General features: G+C 58.0%; 25 protein-coding genes and 1 tRNA gene. 11 read left to right on the forward strand and 15 right to left on the reverse strand.

What is annotated here, in order from left to right; translation table 11 throughout:
- Nucleotides 1-98 precede the first annotated feature (98 nt).
- Nucleotides 99-1,343 (forward strand): AGE family epimerase/isomerase, encoded by a 1,245-nt coding sequence (locus FHX06_RS03065; RefSeq protein WP_112969216.1) that lies wholly within the window; start codon nucleotides 99-101, stop codon nucleotides 1,341-1,343.
- Nucleotides 1,344-1,353: 10 nt separating this feature from the next.
- Here FHX06_RS03065 and FHX06_RS03070 read toward each other — a convergent pair whose 3' ends face one another.
- The 7 genes from FHX06_RS03070 to FHX06_RS03100 form a co-directional block, all read right to left on the reverse strand.
- A complete protein-coding gene (locus FHX06_RS03070) occupies nucleotides 1,354-1,977 on the reverse strand; it encodes a DUF2799 domain-containing protein (protein ID WP_183878044.1) in 624 nt (207 codons plus the stop codon).
- Nucleotides 1,978-2,100: 123 nt separating this feature from the next.
- Entirely contained in the window at nucleotides 2,101-2,589 is a 489-nt protein-coding gene (locus tag FHX06_RS03075; protein ID WP_112541204.1) for a heme-degrading domain-containing protein, read from the reverse strand.
- 109 nt (nucleotides 2,590-2,698) lie between these two features.
- A complete protein-coding gene (locus tag FHX06_RS03080; RefSeq protein ID WP_183878046.1) occupies nucleotides 2,699-3,442 on the reverse strand; it encodes an aspartate/glutamate racemase family protein in 744 nt (247 codons plus the stop codon).
- Between the two features lies 1 nt (nucleotide 3,443).
- Nucleotides 3,444-4,265, reverse strand: coding sequence for an ABC transporter permease (locus tag FHX06_RS03085; RefSeq protein ID WP_113205691.1), 822 nt, complete (start codon nucleotides 4,263-4,265; stop codon nucleotides 3,444-3,446).
- A gap of 1 nt (nucleotide 4,266) precedes the next feature.
- Nucleotides 4,267-5,178, reverse strand: coding sequence for an ABC transporter permease (locus tag FHX06_RS03090; protein WP_183878048.1), 912 nt, complete (start codon nucleotides 5,176-5,178; stop codon nucleotides 4,267-4,269).
- Nucleotides 5,179-5,346: 168 nt separating this feature from the next.
- Entirely contained in the window at nucleotides 5,347-6,645 is a 1,299-nt protein-coding gene (locus FHX06_RS03095) for a PotD/PotF family extracellular solute-binding protein (RefSeq protein WP_113115217.1), read from the reverse strand.
- A gap of 29 nt (nucleotides 6,646-6,674) precedes the next feature.
- Nucleotides 6,675-7,763 carry an ABC transporter ATP-binding protein gene (locus FHX06_RS03100; RefSeq protein ID WP_183878049.1) on the reverse strand — a complete coding sequence of 363 codons (1,089 nt, stop codon included), beginning with the start codon at nucleotides 7,761-7,763 and terminating at the stop codon, nucleotides 6,675-6,677.
- Nucleotides 7,764-8,029: 266 nt separating this feature from the next.
- On the opposite strand from FHX06_RS03100, the gene FHX06_RS03105 reads away from it, so the two are divergent.
- Nucleotides 8,030-8,740: a GntR family transcriptional regulator gene (locus tag FHX06_RS03105; RefSeq protein WP_183878051.1), complete on the forward strand. Its 711-nt coding sequence runs from the start codon at nucleotides 8,030-8,032 to the stop codon at nucleotides 8,738-8,740.
- On the opposite strand, the gene FHX06_RS03110 is transcribed toward FHX06_RS03105, so the two are convergent.
- Nucleotides 8,737-9,144, reverse strand: a complete 408-nt coding sequence (locus tag FHX06_RS03110; RefSeq protein WP_112541315.1) for a DUF4174 domain-containing protein — start codon at nucleotides 9,142-9,144, stop codon at nucleotides 8,737-8,739. The two genes, FHX06_RS03105 and FHX06_RS03110, sit on opposite strands and share 4 nt — an antisense overlap.
- A 95-nt stretch (nucleotides 9,145-9,239) precedes the next feature.
- The gene (locus tag FHX06_RS03115) at nucleotides 9,240-9,623 is read right to left on the reverse strand and encodes a hypothetical protein (RefSeq protein ID WP_112541197.1); all 384 of its coding nucleotides are present in this window, start codon (nucleotides 9,621-9,623) and stop codon (nucleotides 9,240-9,242) included.
- 319 nt (nucleotides 9,624-9,942) lie between these two features.
- Here FHX06_RS03115 and FHX06_RS03120 point away from each other — a divergent pair, with 319 nt between their 5' ends.
- From FHX06_RS03120 to FHX06_RS03130, 3 genes are all read left to right on the forward strand, one after another.
- Nucleotides 9,943-10,149: a hypothetical protein gene (locus FHX06_RS03120; RefSeq protein WP_113145989.1), complete on the forward strand. Its 207-nt coding sequence runs from the start codon at nucleotides 9,943-9,945 to the stop codon at nucleotides 10,147-10,149.
- 2 nt (nucleotides 10,150-10,151) lie between these two features.
- Nucleotides 10,152-10,373: a hypothetical protein gene (locus tag FHX06_RS03125; RefSeq protein ID WP_183878053.1), complete on the forward strand. Its 222-nt coding sequence runs from the start codon at nucleotides 10,152-10,154 to the stop codon at nucleotides 10,371-10,373.
- A gap of 218 nt (nucleotides 10,374-10,591) precedes the next feature.
- On the forward strand, nucleotides 10,592-10,840 hold the full coding sequence (locus FHX06_RS03130) for a DUF2934 domain-containing protein (protein ID WP_112541313.1): 249 nt from the start codon (nucleotides 10,592-10,594) through the stop codon (nucleotides 10,838-10,840).
- 9 nt (nucleotides 10,841-10,849) lie between these two features.
- On the opposite strand, the gene FHX06_RS03135 is transcribed toward FHX06_RS03130, so the two are convergent.
- On the reverse strand, nucleotides 10,850-12,778 hold the full coding sequence (locus FHX06_RS03135) for a DUF5054 domain-containing protein (protein WP_183878056.1): 1,929 nt from the start codon (nucleotides 12,776-12,778) through the stop codon (nucleotides 10,850-10,852).
- A gap of 599 nt (nucleotides 12,779-13,377) precedes the next feature.
- The gene (locus FHX06_RS03140) at nucleotides 13,378-13,563 is read right to left on the reverse strand and encodes a hypothetical protein (protein ID WP_112541194.1); all 186 of its coding nucleotides are present in this window, start codon (nucleotides 13,561-13,563) and stop codon (nucleotides 13,378-13,380) included.
- A gap of 126 nt (nucleotides 13,564-13,689) precedes the next feature.
- Between FHX06_RS03140 and FHX06_RS03145 the strand changes: the two genes are divergently transcribed.
- The 4 genes from FHX06_RS03145 to FHX06_RS03160 all read left to right on the forward strand — a co-directional run bounded on the left by FHX06_RS03145 (nucleotide 13,690) and on the right by FHX06_RS03160 (nucleotide 15,885).
- On the forward strand, nucleotides 13,690-14,415 hold the full coding sequence (locus tag FHX06_RS03145; RefSeq protein WP_113115337.1) for a LuxR family transcriptional regulator: 726 nt from the start codon (nucleotides 13,690-13,692) through the stop codon (nucleotides 14,413-14,415).
- 249 nt (nucleotides 14,416-14,664) lie between these two features.
- Nucleotides 14,665-15,330: an acyl-homoserine-lactone synthase gene (locus FHX06_RS03150; protein WP_112541193.1), complete on the forward strand. Its 666-nt coding sequence runs from the start codon at nucleotides 14,665-14,667 to the stop codon at nucleotides 15,328-15,330.
- Nucleotides 15,327-15,518, forward strand: a complete 192-nt coding sequence (locus tag FHX06_RS03155; RefSeq protein ID WP_007824152.1) for a hypothetical protein — start codon at nucleotides 15,327-15,329, stop codon at nucleotides 15,516-15,518. Before FHX06_RS03150 ends, FHX06_RS03155 begins: the two co-directional genes overlap by 4 nt.
- A 136-nt stretch (nucleotides 15,519-15,654) precedes the next feature.
- The gene (locus FHX06_RS03160) at nucleotides 15,655-15,885 is read left to right on the forward strand and encodes a DUF2934 domain-containing protein (RefSeq protein WP_113115219.1); all 231 of its coding nucleotides are present in this window, start codon (nucleotides 15,655-15,657) and stop codon (nucleotides 15,883-15,885) included.
- Between the two features lie 14 nt (nucleotides 15,886-15,899).
- On the opposite strand, the gene FHX06_RS03165 is transcribed toward FHX06_RS03160, so the two are convergent.
- The gene (locus FHX06_RS03165; protein ID WP_113115220.1) at nucleotides 15,900-16,268 is read right to left on the reverse strand and encodes a response regulator; all 369 of its coding nucleotides are present in this window, start codon (nucleotides 16,266-16,268) and stop codon (nucleotides 15,900-15,902) included.
- Between the two features lie 192 nt (nucleotides 16,269-16,460).
- Here FHX06_RS03165 and FHX06_RS03170 point away from each other — a divergent pair.
- A tRNA-Ile gene (locus FHX06_RS03170) sits at nucleotides 16,461-16,536 on the forward strand.
- Between the two features lie 440 nt (nucleotides 16,537-16,976).
- Here the strand turns inward: FHX06_RS03170 and FHX06_RS03175 are convergent.
- The 3 genes from FHX06_RS03175 to FHX06_RS03185 form a co-directional block, all read right to left on the reverse strand.
- Nucleotides 16,977-18,431 carry a reverse transcriptase domain-containing protein gene (locus FHX06_RS03175; protein WP_246715470.1) on the reverse strand — a complete coding sequence of 485 codons (1,455 nt, stop codon included), beginning with the start codon at nucleotides 18,429-18,431 and terminating at the stop codon, nucleotides 16,977-16,979.
- A 265-nt stretch (nucleotides 18,432-18,696) separates the two neighbouring features.
- Entirely contained in the window at nucleotides 18,697-19,002 is a 306-nt protein-coding gene (locus FHX06_RS03180; protein WP_183878058.1) for a hypothetical protein, read from the reverse strand.
- A gap of 79 nt (nucleotides 19,003-19,081) precedes the next feature.
- Nucleotides 19,082-20,839 (reverse strand): ATP-dependent nuclease, encoded by a 1,758-nt coding sequence (locus FHX06_RS03185; protein ID WP_183878060.1) that lies wholly within the window; start codon nucleotides 20,837-20,839, stop codon nucleotides 19,082-19,084.
- Between the two features lie 183 nt (nucleotides 20,840-21,022).
- Between FHX06_RS03185 and FHX06_RS03190 the strand changes: the two genes are divergently transcribed.
- The gene (locus FHX06_RS03190; protein WP_183878062.1) at nucleotides 21,023-21,709 is read left to right on the forward strand and encodes a hypothetical protein; all 687 of its coding nucleotides are present in this window, start codon (nucleotides 21,023-21,025) and stop codon (nucleotides 21,707-21,709) included.
- The last annotated feature ends 65 nt before the right edge of the window (nucleotides 21,710-21,774 follow it).

Here is a 21,774-nt window from a genome sequence, read left to right on the forward strand (position 1 = left end):
GCTTTAGGGACATTACGAGCCTTGGCGGATGACAGACTCGCACGACCTCTATATAGGCGTTTTCCTAAAGGCATTGTGCACGAATTCGGAGGAGTATCATGGCACCTGCACTCGGCAACTGGTCTACCCGCGCCTACCACCGAGGCTGGCTGCTTTCGCAGGCCAACGGTCTCTTCGATTTCTTCCAGCACAATTCCATCAATCCCAAAGGCGGCTTCTACGACCTCGACGACGCCGGCAAGCCGCTCAATGCCGAAGGCCAGGTACGGCCACTCCATATTGCCTCGCGCGCCGTGCACTGCTTCTCGATCGGCACGCTTCTCGGCCGCCCCGGTGCCGCAGATGTCGTCGATCACGGCATGAACTACATCTGGAACCAGCATCGTGACCGCAAGAACGGCGGTTACTTCTGGTCGCTGGACAACAACGGTCCCGTCGATTCCAACAAGCAGGGCTACGGCCACGCTTTCGTCCTTCTCGCCGCCTCTTCGGCAAAGACGATCGGCCATCCGCTCGCCGATGGCATGCTCACCGATATTACCGAGGTCCTGAACACGAAGTTCTGGGAAACCAGGCACGGCGCTATCGCCGAAGAGTTCACCGCCGACTGGCAGCCTCTCGATGGCGGCACCTATCGCGGTCAGAATTCCAACATGCATCTGACCGAAGCGCTAATGGCCGCCTTCGAGGCGACAGGCGACCGCGATTACCTCACCAAGGCCGAAAGCATCGCCGATCTCGTCATCCGCCGTTCGGCCGGTTCCGTCGACTGGCGTGTTGCCGAGCATTTCGATACCGAATGGAACCTCGATAAGGATTACTATCATCCGAACGAAATGTTCCGCCCGGCCGGCACGACGCCCGGCCACTGGCTGGAATGGACCCGCCTCATCCTGCAGCTCTGGGCGCTCGGCGGCAAGAAGATCGACTGGATGCCGGATGCTGCCAAAGCCCTCTTCGAGCAATCCATGGTGCTTGGCTGGGACAACGACAAGGGCGGCTTCTTCTATACGCTCGACTGGGCCGACAAGCCGGCCAAGCGCAACAAGCTCTGGTGGCCGGCCTGCGAGGGTGCTGCCGCCGCGCACTTCCTCAACGAGCACCTGCCGAGCGATTATCACGAAGAATGCTACCGCAAGATCTGGAATGTGATCGAGCGCAGCTTCATCGACCATGAGAATGGCGGCTGGCACGAGGAACTGACGGAAGACCTCGTTCCCTCACACTCGCTCTTCCCCGGCAAGGGCGACATCTACCACGCCCTGCAGGCCTGCCTCATCCCGCTCTTCCCGGCAACGGGGAGCCTGACCAAGGGCATTGGCGAAGGCGGCGGCAAGCTCTGAGGCGAAAGCCTCAGTAGTCAGGCATGGCAGGCGGCGCTGCGTTCGGATTCTGCTGGAACCACTGCACTTCCGCGCTGGTATCGTCGAGTTCGTCCTGAACATCACGCTGCTCTCTGCGGATGCGGCGCATATCGTCTTCGAGATCGTCCATCCGACGGCGGATATCGCGCCGGTCTGCATCCGGCGCATCCTTGAGCTTGCGCGACAGGTCGTCGATCTCGGCTTCCTTCGATCCGTAGTCGCTCTGAAGCGAACTCAGCCGCGACTGCTGTGAACTCTGGCGGTTGCCGAGCGTGTAGCCACGCAGAAAACCGGGCGCTGTCTCCGGCGGGCAGACATTGGAATAGCCGTGACCCGCCTGCCCGTGCATCAGCCCGCTCATCGGCGTGCAATAGCGCACGAGACCTGCCTGATAGCCCTGATACCAGATGGTCTGGTCGGGTACGATCTTCACCCGCTCGCAGGACTTGGCATGCGCGGCAAAACGCTCCTGCGGCTCGTATCCGGCAGCGCCATCGGATTCACCGATTACCCGCCAGTCGGCGGCGACGCATTCTTCCTTCGAGAGTGTATTGCAGGAGGCGAGGAAAAGGCTGAAACCAATGGCAAGAAAGGCAAAGAGCAAACGTAACATGGCGTCCCGGCAATAACTTACAAAACCGGGCGCACCTTATCGTCACGAAATACGTCAGTCACCGGGAACGGATCGCGATCTTGTGCTTTTCGTGGCTTTTATTTGTCAGAAATGCGGCAGCATTTACGCCAGCCGCAGCGTGTCGAGATCCTTCGCCAGAATCAGCGCCAAGGCTTCGACTGCGAGGTTGTGATCGTCCCGCTGCGGCAGGCCCGAGACGGTGACGGCGCCGATGCAGCCAGTGCCTCTGACGTTGATCGGGAAACTGCCGCCATGCGGCGCGTAGTCGGTGCCGGAAAGACCGTTGTCCTCGACCGTCTTGCCTTCCTTCTGCAGCTTGAGGCCGGAAGCGTAGCTGCTGCGGAAATAGCGGAACACCATGTTGCGCTTGCGGCGCACCCAATTGACGTTATCAGGCGTCACGCCCGGCAAGGCCGCGTAGAAGACCGGCATGGAATGCAGCGTGATATCGATCGCGATGCCGAGCCCGCGTTCGGTTGCAAGCTCCTGCAAGAGCTTGCCGAGCTGCCATGCGGTCGTCAGATCGAAGGCATCGAAGCTCAACGCCTTTTCCTGTTCCGCAATACGGATCAGATCCTCGTCGATCGACATGGCACGGCTCTCCTCTAACGTGATAATCGGCTGCGACAATTCTCACGCGAGGGGAAAAAGTAAAGTCAAAACTTGGCGCTATGCACCATCAAGAGTTTTCGCCTTATGTTCAGCCGGCCGCCTGGATCGGCGCAAAACCGCTCATCGCGCCCGTGAAATGTTTCGGCAGCGGCGAGGCATAAGAGCCGCGTTTGCTGGTCGAAAGACCGAGCGAAACCAGCGCTTCCGCGTGCTTCACGGCCGCGGCGACCCCATCGATGACGGGCACGCCGTAGACATCCTGCAGTTCGCGCGCCAGATCCGTCATGCCGGCGCAGCCGAGCACGATCGCCTCCGCTCCATCTTCCGAAAGCGCCCGTTCGATTTCCGCCTTCAGCCTGCCGATCGCGCCAGATGCAGCATCTTCCAGTTCCAGCACCGGAATATCCGATGCCCTCACCTTCGCACGATCGCCCATGCCATACCGGTGCACGAGATTGTCGATCAGCACTCGGGAGCGCTCCAGCGTCGTCACCACCGTAAAGCGCTGAGCGAGGAAGCCCGCAGTGGCGACAGCGGATTCGCAGAGCCCGAGGACGGGCACGTCAGCGAAGGTGCGTGCCGCATCAAGCCCGGTATCGTCGAAACAGGCGACGATCGCTGCATCGTAGCCGGCCCCCTGCCGTTCCTTCATCTCCATCAGCAGCCCCGGAATGGCGAGCGCGCCGTCATAGTGCCCCTCGATGGAGGCAGGCCCCATACGGGAGGTGGCGGCGATGATCTCGGTGCCGGCGGCGGCAACCGCACGGGCGGCGGTTGCCGCTTTCTCGGTCATGGAAGCGGTCGTATTGGGATTGACGATCAATATGCGCATGTCAGCGTGTCTTTGCCTGTCGCCGGCCGAGCATCGTCATGATGCCGAGCGCGACGAGAATGATTGTGAAGGAGAAGAGCGTCGTGACTGTGCCGAGCGCATAAAGCACCGGCGTCGTGACGTTGGTGGTCATGCCGTAGATTTCGAGCGGCAGCGTATTGTAGGTGCCTGACGTCATCAGCGTGCGGGCGAATTCGTCATAGGAGAGCGTGAAGCCGAACAGGCCGACGCCGATGAGACTTGGGGCGATCATCGGCAGAACGACATGGCGGAATGTCTGCCACGACGTCGCGCCAAGATCGCGTGCAGCCTCCTCGTATGCCGGCGAAAAACGGTTGAAGACGGCAAACATGATCAGCACGCCGAAAGGCAACGTCCAGGTCAGATGCGCGCCGAAGGCCGAGGAATACCAAGCCGGCCGCAAACCGCCCTGTTGAAAGACGACGCCAATGCCGAGCGAGATGATGATCGACGGCACGACGAGACTTGCAACAGTCGCGTAAAACAGGACCGACGAGCCGCGGAAGCGCCGGCGGAAGGCAAGGCCCGCCATCAGCGACACGACGACGGTCACGATCATCACCATCAGGCCGAGAACGAAGGAACGCCGGAAGGAGGCGCCGAAATCGCCGACCGCCTGCTTCTCGAAGAGATTGAAGAACCAGTGGAGCGAAACCCCGTTCAGCGGGAAGGTCAGGCCGCCATCCGGCCCCTGGAAGGAGAGAATGACGATGGCCGACAGTGGCCCGTAAAGAAAGAGCACGAAGACGGCGAAGAAGATGGCGAGCACATAGAATTCGAGGGAGCGTTTTTCGCGGTACATCCTAAAGCTCCTTGCGGATATCGACGACACGCAGGATCGCCGCGACCATCATCAGCACGACCACCAGCAGCACGACGGCATTGGCGGCAGCGGCCGGATATTGCAGCAGCGACATCTGGTTCTTCATCATCAGCGCCACCGAGGCGCTCTGCCCGCCGGACATGACCTGCACGGTTGAGAAATCGGCCATCACGAGCGTGACGACGAAGATCGTGCCGATCGCCATGCCGGGCTTGGCAAGCGGGATCACCACATTCCACAGCACCTGCCACCCGGACGCTCCGGCATCGCGCGCTGCTTCAAACAGCGAACGGTCGATGCGCATCAGCGTGTTGAAGATCGGTGTGACCATGAAGAGCGTGTAGAGATGCACCATGGCGAGCACCACGGCGAAATCCGAATAGAGCAGCCATTCCACCGGCTGCGGCACGATGCCCATTTCCACCAGCGCCGAATTGACGAGCCCGTTGCGCCCGAGCACCGGGATCCACGAGATCATGCGGATGATGTTCGACGTCATGAAGGGCACGGTGCAGACGAGGAAGAGGATCATCTGCGTCGAGGTCTTGCGGATGTGAAAGGCCAGGAAATAGGCGACCCAGAAGCCGATGAAGAGCGTCAGCGCCCAGACGATGACAGTGAATTTCAAGGTATTGAGATAGGTCTTCCACGTGACCCATGAACCGAGCGTGTCGGTATAGTTCATCGTCAGGAAGTCGGGATAGATGCCGGCGAAATCATAGTCCCAGAAACTGACGACCGCGATCATGGCGATCGGCAGGATGAAGAAGAAGCCGAGGATGGCGATCAGCGGCGTGGCCTGCAGATAGGAGATCGCAGATGGCGCAAGCCGGAAGGAGCGTTTGGGCGCCTCCGCTGCCGGTATCGTCTGCTCTGAAGCGATCGTGGCCATTCTTCCCCCTTCGGAAATCTGTCCTGTCCGAACAGGGAGGGATAAAAAAGACCCCTCCCCAACCCTCCCCACAAGGGGGAGGGAGTTTCTCTGCCGCGCCGTCTCCGGGCTCCCTCCCCCTTGTGGGGAGGGTTGGGGAGGGGAAAAGCGGCAAACGCCGACTTGGCTTTAAGCCGCGATGAACTCGTTCCAGCGGCGGACCATGTAGCGATCTTCGTCCATGACGGAGTTCCAGCAAGCGATATGGCCGATACGGTCTTCGAAGGAACCACCGTCGCGTACCGAGCCGGCCTTCTCCATGACCTTGCCTTCGGGCGAAAGGATATCGCCCTGAGCCGCCTTGCCTTCCATCCAGTAGCCCCACTCGTCGGCGGTCATGAAACCCTTGGCGGTTTCGAGGCAGGCCGAGTAATAGCCCTGGCGGTTGAGATAGGCGCCGACCCAGCCGGACGTGTACCAGTTGATATATTCATAGGCGGCATCGAGCTGCGCGCCCTTCAGATGCGCGGCAAGGCCGAGACCACCGCCCCACGCGCGATAACCTTCCTTGAGCGGCTGGAAGCGGCAGGCAATGCCCTTCGAGCGGACGGCGGCAACGGCCGGCGACCACATGGACTGGATGACGACTTCGCCCGAGGCCATCAGGTTGACCGACTCGTCGAAGCTCTTCCAGAAGGCGCGGAACTGGCCGTCGCCCTTGGTCTTGATCAGGAATTCGATCGTCTTGTCGATCTCTTCCTTGGTCATGTTGCCCTTGTCGGCATATTTGATCTTGCCGGAGGCTTCGGCGATCATCGCCGCATCCATGATGCCGATCGACGGCACGTTGATGATCGCCGTCTTGCCCTTGTAGGCCGGATCGAGAATATCGGCCCAGGAGGTGATGTCGCGGCCGGTCAGGTCAGGGCGAATGCCGAGCGTATCGGCATTGTAGATCGTCGGCATCATCGTGAACCACTGGGTCTGCTCCTTGGCGAACTTCTTGGAGTCCTGCGCCTCGACGAAGCCGACCGTGTGCGGCGCCGTCCCTTGCGCGATCGTGCTGTCCGCCTTCAGCTTGCCACTCGTGAAGATCGGCACGACCTTGTCGAAATATTTGAGCTTCTTGACGTCCATCGGCTGAAGAACGCCGGTCGGGAACACCTTCTTGCAGATCCAGTATTCGATATCGGCAATATCGTAGCTGTCGGGCTGGGTGACGGCGCGCTGGGCGGCGGCATCGGAATCGGTCGCGGTCATCTCGAGCGTGATGCCCAGATCGGCTTTGCACTTCTCGGCGATCGCATTGATGTTCGAAACGCCGGTGCCGAACTGGCGAAGCGTGATGTTGGACTGCGCCCAGATCGTCGGGAAGCCGGTGATGGCGCCCGAGCCGGCGATGGCGCCGACGGCGGCGGCACCCGTCTTCAGAAGCGAGCGGCGGGAAATTCCCTTTTCCGCCTTGGTGGATTTCGTTTCAGTCGTCATGGCAGTTCCCCTTTTCTTGATATTGAAGGTTATGCAGACACGCGGCCCAGGAGGACGGCATCCTCCAGGGCCCAACTCAGAGCCACCGCATCGCCGACCGAAACCGGCTTTGCGAAGTAATCGCTGTCGCTTGCGATGACGGTGAAGTCGTCGCTGCCAGCCCCCAAAACGGTGATCTTCACCGAGGAGCCGCGATATTCGATGTTGGAGACGATGCCGTTGAAGCCGAGCGTCCACTCGGTCGCCACCTGAAGGCGTACGCGGTCGGTGCGGATGCCGATATCGACGGCTTCGCCGACCTCCCTGCCCGTCCCGCGTACGGAAAAACTCTGCCCTTCCGGCACAGTCATCATGATCACGCCGTTCTCGCTCGAAGTGACGCGGCCGGAAAGCACATTGTGATCGCCCATGAAGCGGGCGACGAAGGCGGTTGCCGGTTTTTCGAACACCTGCCGCGGAGACGCGGCCTGCTCGATCTTCCCGTCATTCATGATCACGATGATGTCGGCGAGCGCCATCGCCTCTTCCTGGCTGTGCGTCACATGCACGAAGGTAATGCCGAGCGTCTTCTGCAGCTTCTTCAGCTCTGCCCGCATGCGGATCTTCAGGAACGGGTCGAGTGCGGAAAGCGGTTCGTCGAGCAGCAGTGCTTCCGGATCGGTAATCAGTGCGCGGGCCAGGGCGACACGCTGCTGCTGACCGCCGGAAAGCTGTGCCGGCCGGCGGGATGCATAGGCCTCCATCTGCATCAGCTTCAGCATGTCCAGCGCCTTCGCGCGGCGCTCGTCCTTGTCGACACCCTTCATCTTCAGGCTGAAGGCGACGTTGTCGACGAGGTCGAGATGCGGAAACAGTGCATAGGACTGGAACATCATCGCCGTGCCCCGCTTGGCCGGTGGGAAATCGGTGACGACGACGTTGCCGAGGCGGATATCGCCCGATGAAATCGTCTCGTGACCGGCGATCATGCGCAACGTCGAGGTCTTGCCGCAGCCGGACGGCCCCAGGAAGCAGCAATAGGAGCCAGCCGGGATTTTCAGGCTGATGGCATGGACCGCCGTGGTCGCGCCATAGACCTTGGAAACGGATGCTATATCGATCTCTGCCGCTTTCGACATCGTGTCTTCCCCTGTTCGAGAAAGACAATGCATCTGCCGTGCCAGTTTGGTGGGCGTATCTTAAACCCTTGCAAACCAAGAATTTTTAATAGCTTCATCTGGACTGACGAAATTTCTCGCACTTTTCGCACTGCACACAAAATGGGCTTTCGTCCTCAATTCGTGCAGAAAATCGTATACAATTTGGCCGATGCAGTGCGTACAAATTCATTTAACTTTTGAGACGAAGGCAGCTATGATTTGCTGACATCAAGGAAACCGATTTCATGAAATCCGCCGCCAGCGCCATGAGCCAAGACGACCCCCAGGAAACGGGCGTCCCGCAGATTCGCGATGCAATCAGGGAAGCTATCGTCGAGAGGCGCCTGTCACCCGGAACGAAACTGTCGGAAAGCGATGTCGGCAATCTCTTCAGTGTCAGCCGCACGCTGGCACGCGCCGCCTTGCAGGCACTGTCCTACGAAGGTCTCGTCAGCGTCGAGAAAAACCGTGGCGCCTTCGTCGCCTATCCCTCTCCCGATGAAGCCCGGCAGATATTTGCCGCCCGCCGCCTGGTCGAGCCCGGCATTCTTCGCGAAGCCGCCGCCCGCATCACGCCATCGGATATCCAGCACCTGAAGCAATTGCTTTTGGAAGAGGGCCGGCTGATGAGCGAGCGCGGCCAGACGGCAAGGCGGGCCGAGATCAAGGCATCGGGCGATTTCCACCTGACGCTTGCAGTCATATCGGGCAATGCGATCATGCAGCGCTTCATGGAAGAACTTGTCGCCCGTTCATCGCTTGTGATCGCGCTTTACGGGCAATCGACCGTTTCGAGCTGTGGCCATTCCGAACATGGGGACATTATCGAGGCGATCGAAAGCAGGGAACTCGATCGAGCCTGCCATCTGATGCTCCACCACATCGCCCATATCGAGGCCGACCTCGACCTGCGCGAACGCAAGAGCCTCGGCCTGAAGGAAGCATTCGAACTCTAATGGTTCGGCGAAGGGATATCGGCGGCGCGGCTGATATCCTCCACGCTCATCGGCTCGCTGGAACGCAGCTTCACTTTGCCGTCAGTGCCGACAAGCACCAGCCCGAATTCACCGCTGAGCGGCCCCTGAAGCTCATCGCGCACATCGTCGGCATCGAGATCATGTCCGTCTTCGAACAGAGAAAATGCGCCGCCGCCGGCAATCGTGAAAACTTCGATATCTTCTTCGATGAGCCGCATCTGTGATTTGCGCAGCAATTCGTCCTGAATGATCGGCCTGTCGTCCTCTGCATCTGCGAAGACGATCAGCACGTTCTTTTGGCCGAGGAACTGTTCCAGCGACCGCGGCAGACCGGCCTCGTGAACGCCTGTTCCCATGATTTCGTGAAGAATGGATCTCAACATGGTGCTCATTCCTTTTCTGCCTGTTTCAACGGCTGGAAATGAGCTGGGTTCCCTGCGGGGAACAGGATCGCGGCCAGTGCCGCGATCCCGAATGCCTAATCGCGGGGTTCCGCTTCGGATCCGCGCGTCGACAGCGCGACGATATCAGGCGTGCCATTGGCAAGAAGGCGCTTGCGCACCAGAACGCGCATCACGCGCGCCGCCGTAGAGAAAGTCATCTGGTCCAGCGGCCCCTCGCCTTCCCACGGCTTGGTCAGCCGTTCGGTAACGGCGCCGACGATATTGGCCGGGACGATATCAGTGCATTCCCGCATGGCTTCGAAAACGAAGCTGATCGGAATGACCCTGCCTTCATGGGTGACAATAGGCTCCGTCAGTTCGCTGTCCCATTCCTCGTAGGCATAGAGGGCCTCACGGAACAGCTGTTGCAGGGTAAACGGGGCATGTCCGTTGTGAAGTGGCGGCAGTGCATTCATCATGTCTGTCTCCTCTGATGGATTAAGCCAGCTTCCTCAAGACCCGGCCCGGATCGACGCGGAAACAACAGCTCGGCTCCTCCCTTCGGACCGGATACACGATTCATTTTATAGAGTAACACACGTGTGATAAAGCCATTTCTGGCTGTCCGGCCGGCGCGAGGATCTAACCGATTGAAATTCATGCACACTCAAGAGCATTTTTTTGCTGCGGGAAGCGATGCAAGCGATCTTTTCTCTGTAAACCGGCACCGAATCCGGTTTCGGAACTTTTAACGGACTGACTGGTTTTTCCTAGGCATAAAGCCTGGGGAGATTAGCAATGACGGAAATTCACCAACCTGAACGCCGTAGCCGGACCCTGCGTGGCCGCCCTTACAGCCTTCACGAGTTCGCCGCCAAATATGGCTTGAAAAACGAACAGGCAGAAAGCCTCTTTACCCGCTTCGGACCCTCTTCCATAGAGCTGGACCTACTGATGGCCGCCAAGCGCCGGCCGCCGGTATTGCCGGACCACATGAGCGAATAGCCATGACGAGCGATGGCAGGAACAAGATCCGCAAGGACGCCGAAGGACAGTTCGCACGTTCTGATGAGGGCCGCCGCAACAGCGGCGTCTCCAGCGCCAAGCCGCGTGATATCACGCATTCCGACGACGCGACCGTTCACCGCACGCCGCCCGGCGAGAAGCCGCGCAAGGATTGGGCCGTCAAGCACGACGAGGCCAACAGCGAGCGGTCCCGGTCCGAGTGATCGCCCGATCTCAGGGCAAAATTTCACGAAATATATCTGGAACACACGTCGGGTGAAAACCGTTCCTACCGCGAGCATGACGAAATGCCATGCCGCCCATCGAAATCCCGGCGCATTGCCGGGTCCATCTACAAGGTGAGCTTGAGGTACCGTCTTCGGCGGGAGGTCAGCCGTGTGGATTCGATGAGGTCAAACAGCGGCTCAAGAAGGACGCAACGATGAGCAATACCTCCCGGCACGACTGGATATGCAAGCGCGCCTACGCGATTTGGGAAGCGGAAGGAAGGCCGAATGGCCGCGACGCTGAGCATTGGCTTCAGGCAACTGCCGAACGAGACAGGCTGGAGCGGACGCGCGCTTCGACCGATGGCAACGAGGTTCTTGTCAAATTCCGCCCGAAAGCCCCCGAACCCCGCAAACCTGCCGCCCAGATCGCCGAACGCCACAAGCTTCCGCGAGCGGTGTGACCAGGCCGTCTAATCCAGGCTGAGTCGGAAACGGGCGGAAAAATCGCCTTCCCACCACATGGGGAAGTTGGTTCCCCACTTGTTGTTATGCAGGTTGAAACGGATTCCCTCTTCAAAATCCGGCAATCCCCTGCAGAATGTCATGAAATCCCAGCTCTGCGGGGCAACCAGCGGCGTGTCGAGCGGCTGAACGACGACGGCTCCGACATCGGCGATTTCGCCGCTGACAGCGTTGACCGCCTGCAGCTGTGCGCCCCCGGATCTGGCGAAATTGCCGGCCGGGTGCCACAGCCCCATCTTCCTGAAGAGCCAGTCCTTTGCACCGGCAGGCGTAAACGACAGGAAGCTCGCCTCCGGCATGCGATTGGCCGGCTTGTCGCGCAGCGAGAGCCGCAATTGCAGCACACCGTCATCCGGCAAAAACTCCAGAGCCAGTTGCCTTGGAGCCCCAAATCGCTCGACTGCTTCGGCCGGCATCGACAAGAGAACGCCGCCATCGCCCGCGCTTTCGAGGCTCGGCACAAAAACCTTCGAAAGCGCCGCCCCCGAAGCGCCAAGCCCCGGCTTGTCGTGATCGAGCACGGCCCATTCCTGCCGATGCGTCAGATAGGTGTCCATATGCCTGTTGATGTCGGCAGCATCGTAGCTCTCGTAGCGATAGGCGATCAGCGAACCACTGCGGCCGGCAATCCGGCGCCCTTGCGGCGATGTAAGCGTAGCGATATCGCCCGTCACCTCATTGAGCTCGATTGACCAGCCGCCGATGGCGAGCTGCGTCTCGCGGCTCGCAGTTCCGACGAGCGCTGGCGCAAAGAGTTCCGCGAGCGCTGCCTGTGCCTGCTGCATGTCGTCGGCATCGAGTTCGGCGACGGCCTGGTCGACATAACCGCGCTGCTCATCCCATGACGCTTCGGTATAGGCAAAACGGTAATCCGTCTTGCGGGCGGCTTCGAAATCGGCTCTCGCCCAGGCTTTGTCGTCGCGCAGATAAGATTTGATATCCACCCCGCAGGTATGCTCCGCCACCATGGCGAGCCCGCGGCCGAAGGCGAGCCTGCGCCCATTGAGCCCCTCGCCCGCAAAGCGGTCATAGAGCCGCTGCAAAGCCAGGAATTTCGCCGTCTTCAACGGGTCGGTGGCGCTGCCATGGATCCAGCTATCGCCCAGTTCCAGCTCCAGCACCGGGAAACGCTCGCGCTTTTCCCAGAGGATCGCACCATACTCCTCCAGCGTCGCGCCGCGGATGACGGCATCGGGCTCGATGCGGCGAATGTCGCGATAGGCTTCAGCCGTCTGCGGCACACTCTGCGGGCCGATATTGTCCTGCGTATGCGCAAAGCTCAGCCCATCGTCGAAACCTTCCGGGAAATAGGTCTCGCCATAGGAGCGCTGGTACATGACAACGACTTCCGCGCCATCAGGCGCACGCCAGCGGAAAATGTCGGGCACCTCGGGCGGCGGGGAAGCCGTGTTGACACCGAGATGCAGGAAGCGGATGCCGGCCTCGGCCAGCAAGGGCACCATGCCGAGCGTGTGGCCGGGAACGTCGGTCATCTTCGCTGCAATCGTCTGCTTGCCGAAACGACGGTCGAGTTCCTGTGAATAGGAAAGGCCCGCTCGGAAAAGCTCATGCGACATCAGCTCGGTATGGGTGGTGAACGGCAGGCCGTGCCAGCGGATGAGCCCGCGTTCGATCGCCTGTTCCAGTGCCGCGACTTCGGCGGGCGAACGGGAATTCAGATGATCCCAGATCAGCCAGGCGCCCGTTGTCCAGATGAACTTCGGCTCCTCGGGGTTTTCGGCATAGAAATGCGCACCGGTCTCGATCGCCTGCGGGATGAAGCGCTCGTGATATTGACGCCGGACCTTCTCGGCATGGTCGGTAAAACCGATATCGAGATGGGTCTTGAAGACCAGGTGCACGCGCTTTTCTGTCATCTGCATTCCGCTAGATCAGTCCTGCCGTCGTCAAGCAGCTCTTGCGAGACACAACGCAAATGATTTTGCGCACGACACGCAATCCTGATCCCCTCCCAATATGGCACAATGGCATTTTGTGTAATCGTTTCCACAAACACCTTTGCGCTTCACGGTAACGATCCGTCAAGCATATTTGCTGGAGGAACCCCGAATACACTGGATATTTCGCCGGCCGGGACTTCGGCCATCTTGCCTCCAGCAGGCAACGCAACTTAAGTGGCGACAAAATGTGAAAACGTGTTCATACGCCATTAACCTGACTGACCATGGCGATGCACGCGCGATACACCTGTCATCTTGCTGCTTTACACGACATAGCCGGGACCTTCGCCAATGGCATTTTCATGATCGAACTCACCGTCCGTGCCGCACGTTCCGATCAGGCGAACGAACGCCTTGTCCCGCGTGCAATTCTGCTGGGAAATGTCGGCACGGCCATATCCGGGCGCGCCTCTCCGAAGGCAGTTGCGTGCCATCGGGATAAAGCCGCGATCCATTCGGTGTACGAACGTCGATATCGAAGAAATTTCGAGACCGAAGCAACGGTAAAGAAGCGGCTACTTCTCTTCGCAGAGCGCCCGGTGAACCTCTGTCCAGAACAAGGCGAGCAACGTATCGCCGTTGCGCTCGGCAACGAGAGCGCGGATCAGCGCCTCGGAGCCAGCCATGTCCTGCCAACTCGATCTCAGCCCTTTTGCTGCCTGATGGCATTCGGCGATATCGAACGTTCTCTTGCTGTCCATCTGGAGCCTCCCCGAAAAAGGCGCTAACAGACGGACCTGGAAAAGTCATTCCCCGCATATGTGGGGATGCCTTGTATTTTCGACATTCCTCGCGGTAGGATTGAATGGTTTAAGGCAGGCGACACGATGACGGAAAACAATTATTCCCAAAAGTTCGAACCCGTTTTCGAACAGATCAAGGCCGCGGCCAATGTCGATGCTTCCATCCGCATTTTCCAGGCAGGCTATGCCGTTGACTATGTCACCTATCACCTCGCTCAGACCATTGCGGCAAAGATCGACGCTCCTTTCGTGCGCACCACCTATCCGGATGCCTGGGTGTCGCGCTATCTGCTCAACAGTTATGTGAAGGTCGATCCGATCGTCAAACAGGGCTTCGAGCGCCAGCTGCCTTTTGACTGGAGCGAGGTGGAGCCGACGCCGGAAGCCTATGCCATGCTCGTCGATGCCCAGAAGCACGGGATCGGCGGCAACGGCTATTCAATCCCCGTCGCGGACAAGGCCCAGCGCCGGGCGCTGCTGTCGATCAACGCCCGCGTTCCGCTTGATGATTGGAACGCCATGGTCAAGCTCTATCGCAATGAATGGATCGAGCTCGCCCATATCATCCACCGGAAGGCCATCTACGAGCTTCACGGCGAGAACGACCCGGTACCGACGCTGTCCCCGCGCGAAATCGAATGCCTGCATTGGACCGCACTCGGCAAGGACTATAAGGATATCGCCGTCATCCTCGGCATTTCCGAGCATACGACCCGCGATTATCTGAAAACCGCCCGCTTCAAGCTCGGCTGTGCCACCATTTCCGCGGCCGCCTCGCGGGCCGTGCAGCTGCGCATCATCAATCCCTAGCCTTTTCCTTCCGGTCGGATCGAAACCCTCGCTGGTCAAGCGTCGGACGTGCCGGAAGGCATGGCCTTCGCCAATCTTTTCCACACTGACGAGATCCGCTCTGCGGCATGCTTCAGGCTGCCCGCAAGAGGCTTGAGCGCCCCCCCCCCATATGCGGGGGCTCATCTGTAGGCGCCCATATGAGGGAATTTCCGATTCCGCCGTCCTGAACCATTCTGCTCTCACGAACCCAACACGCTGGAGGGAAAAATGTTCGTTATCATTCAGGCACATGAGTATCAGAAATACGCTTTCATACTCGACCAGATGTTCCGCCTGCGCAAGAAAGTCTTTGCGGACATCCTTGGCTGGAACGTTCCGGTAATCGGCCCCTTCGAGCGCGACAGCTATGACTCGCTCTGCCCGGCCTATCTCGTCTGGTGCGACGAAACCCGCACCCGCCTTTACGGCGGCATGCGCCTGATGCCGACGACCGGTCCGACCCTCCTCTATGACGTCTTCCGCGCAACCTTCCCGCAGGCAGCCAATCTCGTCGCCCCCGGCATCTGGGAGGGCACCCGCATGTGCATCGACGAGGAGGCAATCGCCGACGATTTTCCCGAAGTCGATGCAGGCCGCGCCTTCTCGATGCTGCTGCTCGCACTCTGCGAATGCGCCCTCGATCACGGCATCCACACCATGATCTCCAATTACGAACCGCACCTGAAGCGCGTCTACAAGCGCGCCGGCGCTGAAGTCGAGGAACTCGGCCGCGCCGACGGCTACGGCAAATATCCGGTTTGCTGCGGCGCCTTTGAAGTTTCCGAACATGTGCTCACCAGGATGCGCGCATCCCTCGGCATCGATACACCCCTCTACACTCGCTACGTCCCGACGCGTTCCGTCGTGACTCAATTTCTGGAGATGGCAGCATGAACCGCTTGAGCGAAACCACCGTACAAAAAGACATCGGTGCGCTGGAACGACATATCCTCGCATCCCGCGATATCGCAACGCAGATGGGAGACCCCTTCCTCTCCTATCTCCTCTCGATGGCTCTCTTCACAATCTATGAGAAGAAGGCGCATCAGGAAAACGACCTGCTGAAGAGCAGCTATAATTAAGGCCCCCCGGGGCCAGCGGCCGGGCTTGAAGCAGACCTCCCTTCAGGCTCGGCCGCACCTCCCGATCTCAGGCACCTCGCCGGAACATTCGGCTCCCCCGCCGGTTTTGCGATGATCGAAACCACGGGAGATAGCCATGACGGACCGGAACGAGGACAGCGTGCGCGAGCGCGCCTACGCAATCTGGGAAGAGGAAGGCAGGCCGGACGGCCAGGATTTGCGCCATTGGAGCGATGCCGAGGCCGAACTGCGCGGCGAAACGACGAAGACCAACAAACAGGCTCGCAGACAGATCGAAGAAACCGAGGCCGCGACCGGAGCAACCGACGTTCCCATCCCGCCGCCGTCTTTGTCGAGCCCGGATTGACCGCTCTCGCCTTGCTACCGCGTCATGGAATCAATCGCCGAAATCAGCGCCTCGTGCTGATAGGGTTTCGGCAGGAAGGCCGTGTTGGCCGGCAGCGACATGGGATCGAGCCGCACCATGCCCGAGGTGATGATGATGCCGATATTCGGCCGCATCGCCCTCACCCGCTTGGCAAGCTGTATGCCGTCCATCGAGCCGGCCATGTTGACGTCGGTAAAGAGAATATCGACATCGTTGCGGGACTTTAGAAGCACCATCGCCTCGTCCGCATTCCCCGCCTCGAGCGCCACGTGCCCCACGTCTTCAAGCACATCCAGTATATTGAACCTGATCAGCGGCTCATCCTCGACGATGAGCACCACGGCACCCTGGGAAGCCACCATTCTGCGATTGCCCTCTTCAGATCCAGTCTGACGGGAGTAAATGTAGCCCGCCTGCGAAGGTTCCAGAGGGCAAACCGGAAATATGCATCGTCCACAGATGCTTGCGCTCATGGCTTGTGACTGTCCCGGATTTGCGTTAAGCGGACAAAAGCCGCGGGTGCCATTGCCCCGGCTGACCGCACCCTGGGTGCCGGGCCTGTAGCTCAATGGTTAGAGCCGGCGGCTCATAACCGCTTGGTTGGGGGTTCGAGTCCCTCCGGGCCCACCATTTTCTCTAGTTCGTCACCAACGATGATTTTTTCGTCAATACGATTGCGCTAAACATCATTGTTTTTATTAGACAAATGGCGTTTTGGAGATGTTTAATGCTATTGACCACGTTCCGCCGCTAGATGATTTGGAAACATAGGCAACCTGTATTCTCGTACCTCATTAAGAAAGACTAGATTCCTAATTTGAGGGTAGCACATTGGAATCTAGTCGGAGTCACCATTGGACCGTCGTTTTTGGAACTGGAATCGCTCAAAAGGTTTGTCCCAAAGCGCGCTGCTTTGTCCCTGATGCTTCAATAGATTTGTCCCTGCGCGGAACCTTCTGATGACTATAGCGACTACGCCGTTCTCCGACTGGGATCGAGGATGGCCACGAATGTCGTTGTCAGTCGGAAATCATGAACCACATCTACGAACAACTCATCCCACGCGTGGGTTAGCGCCCATCGAGCCAGGCCGTTAAAGCATCTATATGGACCGCGAAATCCCTGCCTTCTTCCGGGCCGCCCTTGTGAATGACACCAGCTACCTTGTCTTCTTCATCAAGAACTGGCCCTCCCGACATCCCTTGGGTTAGCTTTTGTGTGACCTCGATAAGCGGAACCGCACTCTTTACAGAGAAGCTACTGATGTGGCCCGAACGAACATTCAAACTGTCCCCAGGTCCATAGCCGGGATATCCGGCCGCCGTCAGCGCATCTCCGAGTGACGGCGCTCTAGTCGCCATTTCGAACTCGAAGAATTCGTGAGCAGGAATATTATGGTCCAGGATCGCAAGGTCGCGGACGGTGTGATGCTGTCTTACCTTTGCCTTGAAACCGTTCGATGGCTTCGAGGGGTGATAGACATCAATCTCCGCTCCAAGCGCTTCCTCAACACAATGCGCGGCAGTAACCAGACCGACGTCTTTCAAAAAGAAAGCACTTCCCTGGGCAAATTTGCCCTCAAAGTGCTCGATCACCCATACGGCTCGGCTCCTGATTTGCGCGCGGGTCGGTGAAACCTTGATTGGCTGCGTCGTAAACGAGGAATTATAGCGGGCGGCTGTTGCACGGAAGATCGGATCGGATTGCCCTTTCACGCTTGCCAGCCATGAAATCTTGCCCTTCAGGTGTTGAGCAAGGTCGCACTTGCCTCCGTGCTCGTCTTCGAACTTTTTCTGCGCAGGCACTATGCCTATGGTCTCGATCGAGTACAGGGTGCTTCTGATGTTCCTGACAAAACGCCTGTCGACGTTCAAACCGGAATTGATCTTGAGTCCAGTCACGATACGGCGACTGTTCTTATCTCCGTAGTGGGACTTGGCTGGATTGAGTTTGAACCCGTTATTTGTGAACGCCTCGACCAGCCGCGGCGCTAGCAAATCCGAGGCGAAGTTACCTGTCGGCGGAACGCCTTCGGCGAACAAACCTCCTGGCGGCTGGTAACTCGAAAAGGTGATGTCGTCGGCATACCGTGTGTAGATGCAATGTGCCGCCTTGGCGATCGCCTGAAGTTCCTTGTCCAGTTTGAAGCAAACCATGTTCGACAAGACCGGGCTGGTCGGCGCACCTTGCGGCAGAACCCCCTGGTTGGTGCACAGACGGGCAACCACTATCGCGACGGACTCGTCGACCCCGACGGCCTTCAGAAGACCCGCAACACGGTTTTCAGAAATGGACGGAAAAAAGCGTTCGACATCCAAATTTACGACGAACTTGCTTTTCAGGTGTGAGGTCGCGTTGGTCCTAACGGATCGATCTGGGACAAATCCATGGACTGGATTTCTGGGCGAGTAGATTTGATCGAGAAGTGGTGCGATCGTCCTCTGTAGCATTTTCAGTCGCCGATCAGGCGCGCTGATAATTCTGGGCTTCCCAGATTTCGAAGGAACGGAGAAGTCTTTGTACATCCGTCCTCGAAACCACCAAATCTTCCGCAGCTCGGCCTCGGAGAGGCAAAGGTGGCCCAGTAAGGTGCCTATGTCCGTCATCTCCGTCGGGAGACGGACGCGGAAGCTGACGCCGCCGAAAGCGCGTAATGGATGCGGCACGAGGTCTCCCTCCAATCACGCCATGTGCATTCCGGCATATGTGGCGCGCACGATATTGTAGATACATTCGCTCTTACGCCGCAGTTACTACAGCGCGTATGCGAGGGGAGACCTCGTGCCGAAATCAATACCAATTGGTCAGACCGATAGATAGCGCCAGAACGACCTTCCGGATTGTTTCAACAGGGTTTTCGATCGGAAGTAGAACCCGCGGTCGCGTTGCGTCGTGGTCACGGCTCTTGTTGAAAAGGTCCCACTCGCCTTCATGGCGGGCAGAGGTGACAAATCCAACAACATCGCGGCCTTTGTCGTTGGCCTGTCCCAAACGCTCGACCTTGACGTAGTCTTTCGATTTACGCTCCGCCCAGATGTCGATGAACTCCTCCAGCTGATCGTCCTCCAGTTCCTTGATGCGTTTTGAAAGAGTCATGACGACCTCGTATCAGGCTTATTGCCCAGGGCAGTCGAAGGTTTAAGACCGAAGCTAAAGGCGATACGCGCGCGCACAGCTACTCACCCAGATGCGCTTTGATGTCATGAAGAATTTCAAACATCTCAGGGTCGATGTCTCCTGCTCTCAGTTCGTCGATGATCCTCGCAGGCGTCAATGTCACCGCGAACTTCTCCTGAACTTTGCCTGCAATATCTGAAAAAACCGCTTTTCCGGGTACGACCTTTCGCTTGAACTCCTCATACAGCCATGATTTCGTGAAGTCTTCTTCCTCCGCGGCCGAGACAGTCGCGATGTCTTTCTTCGATCCCCTGCCGACCTCATAGCTAATCCTGCTGCCAATACGAGCCGAGAGTGTCTTTGATTTCATCTTCTCCAAGCATGATTGAAAAATATTCGAAATCTCATCTTCCCAGTTAGCGGGCAGAACGCGAGTGGAATGTCTCCTTATCGCGGCCGCTATTGCTGCAGGCACAAGAAGCAGATTTTCTATTTCCTTAAATGGAAGAACCCGGCATTGCGTGTCGTTTGTGTTGACGTCGTTGAGAAATTCCTTGACCTCATCATCGCAACGATAGTCACGGTCGAATATTGCCGCGACGGGAATGTGGAAGCCGAAGAAATTTTCGAATACCCATGACGACGTCGAAACTCGGGACCAGTTGGCGAAGCCATCCGTCTTCATGAGCGTAACAGTCGCACTGGAAATGAAGTCCATACCGCCCTGCTTCTTCGCGACCTTGGAGAGAATGCGGGCATCCTTTCCCTCGAAATACAGCACTTTCTTCGTTTTCGCCAACCTGGCGAATTGAGCGTTCTCGGAACTGCCGATCGCTGCATAAACGTCGGAGTATCCCGATTCTCCCTGAATTCTCCTTGCGCCCCTGGAATCGGGGCGAACGATGAGGACATCTCCCGGCTCAACTGCATTGATGATTTCCGTCGAATGCGTAGCGACAAAATACTGGCCAACGCGCTGTCCGATAACGTCCAAAAGTCGATGTTGCAGATCGGGGTGCAAATAAATGTCAGGCTCATCCAGTATTAGGGTCGAGTTTTGATCAGCCTCGCTCAGATGCATCATCGTCTGCATCCACACCTGGAAGCCGAAGCCTGCCCACTGAACCTCTCTGACATTTGCTCCGTCGCGGAAGTACATTCTCACGATCGGTTTGGCTCCGCCGTATTCGACTTCTGGATAGCTCAGCTTGATGCCAGGCCAGCCCAGTTCCACCAAATCGGCGAAAGCCTCGAAATCATCTTTGCTTTTGTGAAGCCAAAAGTTCCGAAAGTTACGGCTGGCGAGCCTCCCATATCTATTTCGTTCGACCGTCTCTTTAAGAACAAGTTCCTCGTTCTGCTCGAGTGGACTTAGCGTCGGCACGACTACGAGCTTCAGCGGAAATCGTTCACGGAGAAAGCCCGTGTTCTTACGGCCCGCGATGTCAGCCACCAGAAAACATTCGATATCGCCATCGCTGGGTATGGAGATTACAAACGAGTTCCCGCTTTCAAGCTTGATCGTTATTTGCGCAGGCCCATCGCCGAAATTATGGATACAAGCCCTGAGGTCGTTCTGGACGGCCGAGGCTGGAACCATCCAAGTTGAACAGACTCCAAAGGGGTCGTGTGTCTTGAGGATTGCAGTCCGCCTGCTGGCGAAGCGTAGGACATCGAAGGCTATTCTAAATGCATCCAACGCTGTCGACTTACCGGCATTGTTCGGTCCTACCAGCACGTTTCGCTCCCTCGACGACAAGACGAAACGTGAGAACGATTTATAGTCCTTGAACTCGATGGATCGAACTTTGCTCATCGTACACCGCAACAAGGGGTTGAGTTATAACTATCTGGCATGATTCGCGCTAACGCCAAAGAACACGCGAAGTTCGCTAGCCAATATTGAGTAATTGCTGTGGAAACGGCACGATAAGCCGTGACTTCACCCTTTGAGAAATTGTGCCGACAACTTCTAACTGATCCAGGACTTCGAGCGACGATGTACACCAAACAGTGGGCACAAGATCGACGTACTAAGGCTTTTCAAGAAACAGCGACCGAGCATAACTTCGAATCCGTTCGAAAAGCATGGCAGATCGAAGATGGCGAGCTATCTCTCATTTGCAGGCAGTCTCGGTACAACGCTGAGGAATGCGAGCCGTTCAAGTATCGAGCGGTCGAAATGCGTATCGCGCGCGGCGAGCGAATTATGGCGATAGCGTTGTTTCGAGAATGGTCACTTGCTGATTTCTTTCCTGGACATCAGGACTTCATAGAGGCCGCCGACATCGCCACCCAACAAGATTATGAGATGGCCGAATTCGTTTCCGAATTTTGGGATGAAGACGATCACCCGCTCGAATACGGCAACATCGTTCTATTTGACAGGCTCATGGTCCCCAATCCCGATCATAATATCTGGCCGCTGCTTCTGAAGGGCATCGACAGGCAGTTCTCAAAAAACATGGCGCTGCTAATCCTAAAAGCTTTCCCGTTGGAATTTGAGGGGCGCACCGAAGATCAACCAGGTCGCAACATGGCTGATCTTCCGGAATTCCGTAGGCGTCAGACGGCGATGAAACGCCACTATCAACGAATACTCGGCGTGAAAAACAGTGCTGGCGAGGAGGATGCCAAAGGGTGGATGTGGCGGGTAGTGAACGGTCCTGAACCGCGCATCAAGTAGCCAGCGCAATCGTATGTGGCGAAATACCCTCTCAGCACCAATGTATGTGGCGAAGAAACCAATCG

This window comes from Rhizobium sp. BK512 (assembly GCF_014194915.1).
Taxonomy (GTDB): Bacteria; Pseudomonadota; Alphaproteobacteria; order Rhizobiales; family Rhizobiaceae; genus Rhizobium.